Annotated in this window: 9 protein-coding genes and 2 pseudogenes; 2 read left to right on the top strand and 9 right to left on the bottom strand. The window is 74.4% G+C overall.

Going from position 1 to position 9,140, the window contains the following annotated elements; all coding sequences use genetic code 11:
* The 5 genes and pseudogenes from bchD to ACTZWW_RS22055 all read right to left on the bottom strand — a co-directional run.
* Positions 1-1,077, bottom strand: a pseudogene (bchD, locus tag ACTZWW_RS22035) (magnesium chelatase subunit D); the annotation flags it as partial.
* Positions 1,074-2,117: a magnesium chelatase ATPase subunit I gene (bchI, locus tag ACTZWW_RS22040; protein ID WP_444783115.1), complete on the bottom strand. Its 1,044-nt coding sequence runs from the start codon at positions 2,115-2,117 to the stop codon at positions 1,074-1,076. The gene bchI and the pseudogene bchD, both read right to left, overlap by 4 nt.
* A 110-nt stretch (positions 2,118-2,227) precedes the next feature.
* A complete protein-coding gene (locus ACTZWW_RS22045) occupies positions 2,228-3,055 on the bottom strand; it encodes a substrate-binding domain-containing protein (protein WP_444783121.1) in 828 nt (275 codons plus the stop codon).
* Between the two features lie 64 nt (positions 3,056-3,119).
* Entirely contained in the window at positions 3,120-3,851 is a 732-nt protein-coding gene (locus ACTZWW_RS22050; RefSeq protein ID WP_444783116.1) for an ATP-binding cassette domain-containing protein, read from the bottom strand.
* A complete protein-coding gene (locus ACTZWW_RS22055; protein ID WP_444783117.1) occupies positions 3,844-4,557 on the bottom strand; it encodes an ABC transporter permease in 714 nt (237 codons plus the stop codon). Before ACTZWW_RS22055 ends, ACTZWW_RS22050 begins: the two co-directional genes overlap by 8 nt.
* A 100-nt stretch (positions 4,558-4,657) precedes the next feature.
* Here ACTZWW_RS22055 and ACTZWW_RS22060 point away from each other — a divergent pair, with 100 nt between their 5' ends.
* A complete protein-coding gene (locus ACTZWW_RS22060) occupies positions 4,658-5,527 on the top strand; it encodes a substrate-binding domain-containing protein (protein WP_444783122.1) in 870 nt (289 codons plus the stop codon).
* A 62-nt stretch (positions 5,528-5,589) separates the two neighbouring features.
* Here ACTZWW_RS22060 and modC read toward each other — a convergent pair.
* From modC to ACTZWW_RS22080, 4 genes and pseudogenes are all read right to left on the bottom strand, one after another.
* Positions 5,590-6,285: pseudogene (gene modC / locus ACTZWW_RS22065) on the bottom strand (molybdenum ABC transporter ATP-binding protein); the annotation flags it as partial.
* Positions 6,282-6,983, bottom strand: a complete 702-nt coding sequence (gene modB, locus ACTZWW_RS22070) for a molybdate ABC transporter permease subunit (RefSeq protein ID WP_444783118.1) — start codon at positions 6,981-6,983, stop codon at positions 6,282-6,284. The gene modB and the pseudogene modC, both read right to left, overlap by 4 nt.
* 7 nt (positions 6,984-6,990) lie before the next feature.
* Positions 6,991-7,776, bottom strand: coding sequence for a molybdate ABC transporter substrate-binding protein (gene modA / locus ACTZWW_RS22075; RefSeq protein WP_444783119.1), 786 nt, complete (start codon positions 7,774-7,776; stop codon positions 6,991-6,993).
* A 57-nt stretch (positions 7,777-7,833) separates the two neighbouring features.
* Positions 7,834-8,241, bottom strand: a complete 408-nt coding sequence (locus tag ACTZWW_RS22080) for a winged helix-turn-helix domain-containing protein (protein WP_444783120.1) — start codon at positions 8,239-8,241, stop codon at positions 7,834-7,836.
* A 157-nt stretch (positions 8,242-8,398) separates the two neighbouring features.
* Between ACTZWW_RS22080 and parA the strand changes: the two genes are divergently transcribed.
* Complete coding sequence (gene parA, locus ACTZWW_RS22085; RefSeq protein WP_444783123.1) at positions 8,399-9,043, top strand: ParA family partition ATPase; 645 nt, start codon at positions 8,399-8,401, stop codon at positions 9,041-9,043.
* Positions 9,044-9,140: the final 97 nt, after the last annotated feature.

The raw sequence follows: 9,140 nt of genomic DNA on the forward strand, positions 1-9,140 counted from the left end.
GCCGGTGACGCCGGGCCGGGCGCGTGCGCCCGTCTCGCCGCGCGTGCGCGCGGTCTTCAGGCCGGCGACGCCCGCGCGCAGCTGCGCGAGCAGGTCCTCCGGCAGGATCGCCTTGGCGGCCTCGAGCACGAGGTTCTGCAGCTCCTCCGCCGTGAGGGGACGCTCCTCGGTCTCCTCCGTCACCTCGCCCTCGGGGTCGTCCGGCGTCTCGTCCGGGTCCTGCGGGTCGTCCGGCGGCGGCGGATCGTCCGCCGTCTCGGGATCGTCCGCCTCGCTCGGGGCCGGCGGGGCGGCGCGGGCGCGGGGCGCGAGGACGAGGCGGAAGGCCTCCGAGACGTCCTCGTCCGAAACCTCGCTGCGCCCGTCGAGCGCCGCGAGCGCGCGCGCGGCGCTCAGCGCGAGGAGCGGCGCGCGCAGGGAGGGAATGGCGACGGCGGCCGCGGAGCCGCACAGGGCCTCGAGCCGGGCGTCCGAGATAGCGACCGACGACAGCCGCGCCCGCGCCGCCGCGACGGCGGCCGGGTCGATGCCCGGGTCGGCGGTCTCGCGGTGGGAGACCGCGGTGAGGTCGATCAGGAAGGCGAGGCGGTCGAGCAGGGCGTCGGGCGGGTGCTCGTCCTCCTCGCGGCCCTCGTCGAGGGCGACGACGCCCAGATGCGTCTCCAGCGTGGCGGCGAGCCCCTCGCGCTCGAGGCGCACGGCGCGCCCGTCGAGCACCCCGGCGAGCCGGCCGGCGACGGCGTCGGGCAGGCGCTCGGCCATGGCGATGACGACGATGCCGCCGTCCGCCTCGGCGAGGATGCCGCGCCCGATCACCGGCCGCCCGGACTTCAGGGTGGCGACGAGGTCGAGCCCGCCGAGCAGCCGGTCGTCGTCGATGCCCGCCGGCGTGCGCCGAAACGGTGCGCCGTCGGGAAGGAGGTGGCGCAGGAAGGCGAGCCAGCGGTCGCGCACGGGCCCGGCGGCCGCGCGCAGCGACGCTCCGCCGAGGCCGACCGGATCGATCGCCACGAGCGCCGCGGCCCGGGCGGCGGCGCGCCAGGTCTCCGATAGCGTCCGCGGCGCTTCCGCGTTCACGACGCGAGAACCTCCGCGGGGATCACCTCGGCGAGCGCCCGCTCGACCCGCACTCCCGACCCCGCGTCGTCGAGCGGGTTGCGCCGCAGGCGGTGGCGCAGCGCCAGCGGCGCGACGGCGCGCAGCGTGGCGAGGCCGACCTCCTCGACGCCCTCCAGCGCCGCGAGCGCGCGGGCGGCGCGGAGCAGCGTGATCTCGCCGCGCAGTCCGTCCGTGCCGAGCGCGACGCACAGCCGTGCGGCGGCCTCCAGTGCGGCGTCGGAGACGAGCGTCTCCGGCAGGCGGCCGCGCGCTGTGGCGATGCGCTTGCGCAGCCGCGCGTCCGCCTCAGCGTAGTCCGCGATGAAGGCCGCCGGATCGCGCTCGAAGGCGTCCCGGCGGCGCACGATGGCGACGCGAATCGGGATGTCGGTCGGCGTCTTCACGTCGACGGAGAGCCCGAACCGGTCGAGCAGCTGCGGGCGCAGCTCCCCCTCCTCGGGGTTGCCCGAGCCGACGAGCACGAAGCGCGCCGGATGGCGCACGGAGAGCCCCTCGCGCTCGACCACGTTCTCTCCCGAGGCGGCCACGTCGAGGAGGAGGTCGACCAGGTGGTCCTCGAGGAGGTTCACCTCGTCGATGTAGAGGAAGCCGCGATGCGCGCGGGCGAGCAGCCCCGCCTCGAAGGCCTTCTCGCCCTTGGTGATCGCCCGCTCGAGGTCGAGCGCGCCGACGACGCGGTCCTCGGTCGCCCCGAGCGGCAGGTCGACGACGGGGACCGGCACCTCGACGGCGGTGAAGGAGGCGCCGGCCGCCTGCCGCGCCGCGCAGGAGGGGCATTCGCCCCGCGGCTTTGCCGGATCGCAATTGTAGGGGCAGTGCTCCACGACCTTCATCGGCGGGAGCAGGCCCGCGAGCGCACGAACGGCGGTGGACTTGCCGGTGCCGCGGTCGCCGAAGACGAGCACGCCGCCGACCGACTGGTCGACGGCGGCGATCTCCAGCGCGAGCTTCATCTCGTCCTGGCCGACGATCGCCGAGAACGGGTAGACCTGACGCATGTCCTCTCCTCGATCCGGACCTTCGGTGGCCCGTTCGCGTCGAGGCTAGCGGCGCGCGCGCGGGCGCGCCATTCGCGCTTACACCGATACCTGTCTCGCTCAGCTGACGATCAGGCGCCCGGCTCGTCGGCGTTGGGGAAGAACAGCTGCTCGCCGCCGATCGTGTAGCCGGCGATGGCGCCCTGGCCGTCGGGGGAGACGAGCCAGTCGACGAAGGCCTGCGCGTCGTCCGTCTTCACGTGCGCATGACGCTCCGGCGAGACCAGGATCACGCCGTACTGGTTGAACAGCCGCCGGTCGCCCTCGACCACGATGCCGAGATCCGCCTTGTTCTCGAAGGCGAGCCAGGTGCCGCGATCGGTGAGCGCGTAGGCCGGCATCTGCGCGGCGATGTTGAGCGTCGCGCCCATGCCCGAGCCGGTCTCGCGGTACCAGGAGCCCTCCGGGGCGACGCCGGCGGCCTCCCACAGGCGCTTCTCGGCCTGATGCGTGCCCGAATCGTCGCCGCGCGAGGCGAAGGCGGACTCGGCTCCCGCGATCGCCGCGAAGGCCGCGACGACGTCGCTCCCGCCGGCGACGCCCGCCGGGTCCGCCTGCGGGCCGACGACGACGAAGTCGTTGTACATCACGGGGATGCGCGCGACACCGTACCCGTCCGCCACGAACTGCTCCTCGGCGGGGCGGGAGTGGACGAAGACCACGTCGGCGTCGCCGCGCCGGCCGGTCTCCAGCGCCTGGCCGGTGCCCTGCGAGAGCACGCGGACCTCGATGCCGGTCTCCTCGGTGAAGGCGGGCAGGATGGCCTCGAACAGGCCGGAATTCACCGTCGACGTCGTCGAGGCCACGGTGATGAAGCGCTCCTGCGCGATGCTCGCGCCGGCGAGCGGCAGAAGGGCGGCGGCCGCGACGGCGGCGCCGAGCAGGGTGCGACGAAGCATGGACGTGTTCACGGGTGTCTCCTCTCCTGCGGCGGACGCATCGTCCGCTCGTTGGGATCTCGCTTCACCACAGCAGCTCGCCCGCGACGAAGGCGCGGCCCTCGGGGGTCTGCGGCCGGGTGTAGAAGCCGTCCGCGGGGGCGTGCTCGACGATCCGCCCGCGGTGCATCAGCACGACCTCGTCCATGAGGCGCTTCGCCTGGGCGAGGTCGTGGGTGGTCATGACGATGGCGACGCCTTCCGCCTGGAAGGCGCGGATCACGTCCTCGACGCCGCGGGTCGCGGCCGGGTCGAGGGCGGCCGTCGGCTCGTCGAGGAAGATCAGCTCGGGGCCGAGCGCCCAGGCGCGCGCCATCGCGAGGCGCTGCTGCTCGCCGCCCGACAGCACCCGCGCGGGCGCGTCCGCCAGCGGGGCGAGGCCGAAGCGGGCGAGCGCGTCGTCGGCGCGTCGCCGACGCTCGCCGCGCGCGACGCCGTGGAGCGCCAGCGCGTGGGTGAGGTTGCCGCGCGCCGATCGACGCAGAAGCACCGGCCGCTGGAACACCATCGCGTGCCCGCGCCCCGCCCGTGCCGCGCCCGCCGCGGGCCCGGACCAGGCGACCCGCCCGCTCGTCGGCGCGAGGAGGCCGTGGGCGATGCGCAGGGTCAGGCTCTTGCCGGCGCCGTTGGGTCCGACGATCGCGATGCGCGCGCCGCGCGGAACGGCGAGATGGACGCCGTCGAGGAGGCGGCGCCCGCCGGCCTCGAAGCCGATGCCCTCCAGGCCCAGCGGCAGGATCGAGGGCGTCTCACGCATGGGCGCCGCCGCCCGCCAGCCGGGCGCCGAGACGGGCGCTTCCGTACGCGCCCGCATTGAGCGCGAGCGTGATCGCGAGCAGGATGATCCCGAGCCCCAGCGCCAGCGCGAGGTCGCCGCGGCTCGTCTCCAGCGCGATCGCCGTCGTCATCGTGCGCGTGTAGCCGGCGATGTTGCCGCCGACGATGAGCACCGCGCCGACCTCGGCGCTCGCCCGCCCGAAGCCGGCGAGGACCGCGGTCGTGAGCGAGAAGCGCGCGTCCCAGAGCAGCGTCGGGATGGCGCGCAGGCGCGACGAGCCGAGCGAGGTGAGCTGCTCGCGATACTCCGCCCAGAGGTCCTCCACCGTCTGGCGCGTGAGCGCGGTGACGATCGGCAGGATCAGCACCGCCTGGGCGAGGATCATGGCGGTGGGCGTGAACAGGAGCCCGAGATCGCCCAGCGGCCCGGAGCGCGAGAGGAGGAGGTAGAGCACGAGCCCCGCCACGACCGGCGGCAGGCCCATGAGCGCGTTGACGAGAACGATCACCGCGCCGCGCCCGGGGAAGCGCGCGAGTGCGAGCCCGGCGCCGAGCGGCAGGCCGATCACGCAGGCGATCGCCACGGCGGTCAGCGTGACGCGCAGCGACAGCGCCACGATCTCGACGAGCGCGGGATCGCGCGCGAGAACGAGGCCGAAGGCGGCGGCGAAGGGGGACTCGGACATCGGGAAATCTGCGTACGGTGTGCCCCATTCTGGATTCCGCCGCGATAACGAGCAAGAACGGAATTCTCGCAGCCAAACGGAGATGGATGCAGTGGATCTGATGACGACGGCCGAGGTCGCCGCCTACCTGAGGCTCAAGGAGCGCACGGTCTACGACATGGCCGCGCGCGGGCAGATCCCCTGCACCCGCGCGACGGGCAAGCTCCTGTTCTCGCGCCGGCTCGTCGACCGCTGGCTCGAGGCGCACACCGAGGCGCCGAGCCGATTCGCCGCCCCGCCGCCCGCGATCTACGCGGGCTCGTCCGATCCGCTGCTCGAATGGGCGCTGCGGGCCTCCGACAGCGGGCTGGCTCTGCTCGCGCGCGGCTCGCACGACGGGCTCGACCGGCTGGCGCGCGGAGAAGCCGCGCTCGCCGGCATCCATCTGATGGAGCCGGACACGGGGGCCTACAACGTCGATGCGGTGCGCCGGGCGCTGCCGTTCCCGGACATCGTGATGATCCGCTTCTGCACCCGCGAGCAGGGGCTCGTCGTCGCCGCGGGCAACCCGCTCGGCATCCGGGAGGTGGCCGACCTCGCGAGTTCCGGCGCCCGCCTCGCCCAGCGCCCGGACGGCGCGGGCACGCGGCTCCTCACCGACACGCTGCTCGCCCGCGCCGGCATCGCGGCGGACGCGCTGCCGCGCGCGGCGCGGCCGGCGCAGACTCAAGGAGATCTCGCGGGCCTGATCGCCGCCGGCGAGGCCGACGCCGGCTTCGGCGTGCGCGCGGCGGCGATGGCCGCGGGGCTCGGCTTCGTGCCGATCGGCGTCGTCGAGCCGTTCGACCTCGTGATGCGCCGGCGGGACTATTTCGAGCCGCCGGTCCAAGCGCTGATCCGGTTCCTGCGCGACCCGGCGCTCGCGGCGGCGGCCGAGCGGCAGGGCGGCTACGATCTTTCGGAAGTGGGGCGGGTGGTCTTCAACGCGTGATCCGGCGCGTCCCAGCGGCCGAGCCGGCGGACCCGCGCCGCGCCGCGGAGCGCGGTCGCGCGGGCGCCGTCCTCGCTCAGCACATCCGCCGGCGTCCCGCGCCCGACGATCCGCCCCTCTCGCAGGAGCACGACCGTCCCCGCGAGCCGCGTCACCTCCGCGCGGGAATGGCTGACGTAGACGATCGGCACCCGCGCCTCGTCGCGCAGGCGCTCGAGGTAGGGCAGGATCTCGGCCTTGCGGGCGTCGTCGAGGGAGGCCAGCGGCTCGTCCATCACGAGGAGGCGCGGCGCGGACAGGAGCGCGCGGCCGATGGCGACCCGCTGGCGCTCGCCCCCGGAGAGCCCGCCGGGCCGCCGCTTCAGGAGATGCCCGATGCCGAGGAGCTCGACGACCGGCTCCAGCGCGACACGCGGCGCGGATCTCGGCGCGAACCAGCGCCCGAACAGCAGGTTCGCGCGCACCGACAGGTGGGGGAACAGCCGCGCGTCCTGGAAGACGACGCCGATGCGCCGGCGGTGCGGCGGCACGACCACCCCCGCCTTCGTGTCGGTGAGGGTCTCGCCGCCGATGCGCACGAGCCCCGCCTGCGGCCGCACGAGCCCGGCGACTGCGTTCACCACGGTCGTCTTGCCGGAGCCCGACGGGCCGAACAGCGCAGTGACGCCGGCGTCGCTCCGGAACGCGATGTCGAGATCGAAGGCGCCGAGCCGGTGGTGCAGCGCGATCTCGAGCGTCGGCGCGACGTCCTCCCTCATGCGATCCCCACCCGCGCCTGCGCCCGCCGCGCCAGCAGTTCCGAGACCAGCAGCGCGCCGAAGGCGATCGCGACCGAGACGAGCGTGAGCCGGAGCGCGCCCGCCTCGCCGCCGGGGACCTGCGTGAAGGTGTAGATCGCGGATGGCAGCGTCTGCGTCTGGCCAGGGATGTTGGAGACGAAGGTGATCGTCGCGCCGAACTCGCCCATCGCCTTGGCGAAGCACAGGATCATCCCGGCGATGATCCCGGGCGCGATCAGCGGCAGCGTCACCACGAGGAAGGTCGCGATCCGCCCTGCGCCCAGCGTCCCCGCCGCCGCCTCGAGCCTCGGGTCGACGGCTTCGATGGCGAGGCGGATGGCGCGCACCATCAGCGGGAAGCCCATCACCGCGCAGGCGAGCGCCGCGCCGGTCCAGCGGAAGGCGAGCACGACGCCGAACGTCTCCTCGAGAAAGCCGCCGATCGGCCCGCGTCGGCCGAAGAGCAGCAGCAGCACGTAGCCGGTGACGACCGGCGGCAGGACGAGGGGCAGGTGCACGAGGCCGTTCAAGAGAGCCTTGCCCGGGAAGGACACGCGCGCGAGCAGCCACGCGACCGCGATGCCGAAGGGCAGGCTCGCCACCGTCGCCCAGAAGGAGACGAGGAGCGACAGCCGCACCGCGTCCCATTCCTGCGGCGAGAGCGCGAGCCAGCTCATGCGCGACCTACTCGACGAGCACGGCGAAGCCCTGGCGCTCGAGCAGCGGCCGGGCCTCGGGCGTGCGCAGGAAGGCGAGGAACTCGGCGGCGACGGCGCTCTCGCTCTCGCGTGTCAGCGCCGCAGGGTAGACGATCGGCGGATGCGTTTCCTCCGGGAAGAGCGCGACCACGCGCACGTTCTCGTCCGCGGTGGCGTCCGTCGTGTAGACGATCCCGAGCGGGACCTCGCCGCGGGAGACGAGGGCGAGGGCGGCGCGCACGTTCTCCGACTGGGCGAGACGCTCGGCGACGCTCTCCCACACGCCGAGGTGCTCCAGCGCCGCGCGGCCGTAGACGCCGGCGGGCACCGCCGTCGTCTCCGCCATGGCGAGCCGCCCGTCGGGGCCGAGCGCGCCGGCGAGGTCGAAGCCGGGCGCGATCGTGACCTCGACGTCGGAGGTCGCGGGCGCCACGAGCGCGATGCGGTTGCCCAGGAGGTCGACGCGGCTCTCCTCGCGGATCAGCCCCGCGGCGGCGAGGTGATCCATCCACTCAACGCTGGCGGAGACGAAGAGATCGGCCGGCGCGCCTTCCTCGATCTGGCGGGCGAGGGCCGAGGAGCCGGCGTAGGAGAGCGCGATCCGGCTCCCCGTCCGCTCCTGGAAGGCGGCGGCGGCGTCGTCGAGCGCGTTCCTCAGGCTCGCGGCGGCGAAGACGACCGCGTCCTGGGCGCGGGCGGCGGGGGCGGAGAAGGTGAGCGCGGCGGCGACGAGCGTCGTCAGCAGCGCGAGCCTCGGGGCGTGCCTCGTCATGGTGACCTCCTCGATCGGTTCGCAGAAACATATCGACCTGGGGGGTCGCGTCCAGCGTTATTTTCGTCCGGACATATCGCCTCGCGCGGCGGGATCGCGGAGCATCGCGCGCATCGCCTCCATGTCGGCGGCGACGGCCCGTTCGGTCTTCTCCTGCATGGTGCGATAGAGTGCGAGGACTCGCGCGCCGTTCTCGGTCAGCCGCGCGCCGCCCTGCTCGCGCCCGCCGCGGCTCGTCTCGACGAGCGGGGCCTCGAAGCAGCGGTTCATCGTCTCGACGAGCATCCAGGCGCGCTTGTAGCTCATGCCCATGCGCCGCCCGGCGGCGGCGATGGAGCCGGTCTCGCGAATGCCCTCGAGCAGGTCCGCCTTGCCGGGGCCGACCGCGATGTCCGGGTCGAGCCGGATGCGCAGGAACGCGCCCGGGCGCCCGCCCTCGCCGATCCCGTCCATGTCCCGTGCCATCTCACCCTCGTTCCTCACGCGTCCGCCTGCCCAGCATAGAGGCGCGCCGACCGAAAGTTCACCCGCCCTGCCCGCGTGTGCGGCGGCTTTTACCCTGACGGGGCGGCGCGGGTCTGGTATCGTCGCTCGTACGGCTCTGACAAGGATGCGCGATCCCGTGATCGTCGGCGTGCTCAACCAGAAGGGTGGCGTGGGCAAGACCACGATCGCCGTGAACCTCGCCGCGGGCCTCGCGGCGCTGGGGCGGCGCGTGCTGCTCGTCGACGCCGATCCGCAGGGCTCCGCGCTCGCCTGGTCGAGCGCCCGCGAGCGCGAGCCGCTGTTTCCCGTGGTCGGCATGGCCAAGCCCACGCTCCACCGCGACCTGCCGAGCCTCGCCGCCGGCTACGACGCCGTGGTCATCGATGGGGCCCCGCGCGCCAACGACCTCGCCCGGGCCGCGATCCTCGCCAGCGACACGGTGCTCATCCCCGTCCAGCCCTCGCCCTACGACATATGGGCCGCGCGCGAGACGGTGGAGCTGATCCGCGAGGCGCAGATCTACAAGGAGACGCTCGCGGGCGCCTTCGTCATCAACCGCAAGATCGCCAACACCGCGATCGGGCGCGACGTGACGGGAGCCCTCGAGCCCTTCGAGATGCCGGTGCTCGAGCCGGCGCTGTGCCAGCGCGTGGTCTACGCCGAGAGCGCGGCGCAGGGCCTCTCCGTCGCCGAGGCCGCGCCGTCGAGCGAGGCCGCCCGCGAGATCGCCGCCCTCGTCGCCGAGATCGCCCGGCGTCACCTGCGAAAGGACGCCGCGTGAGCACCGTCGTCGAGTTCGGTCCCGCCGCCGCGCGGCGCGCGGCCGCCGCCCGCCGGACCGCGCCCGCGGAGACGCGCCGGCGGCGCCCGCCGGAGGC

This window comes from Salinarimonas sp. NSM (genome assembly GCF_052380005.1).
Taxonomy (GTDB): Bacteria; Pseudomonadota; Alphaproteobacteria; order Rhizobiales; family Beijerinckiaceae; genus Salinarimonas.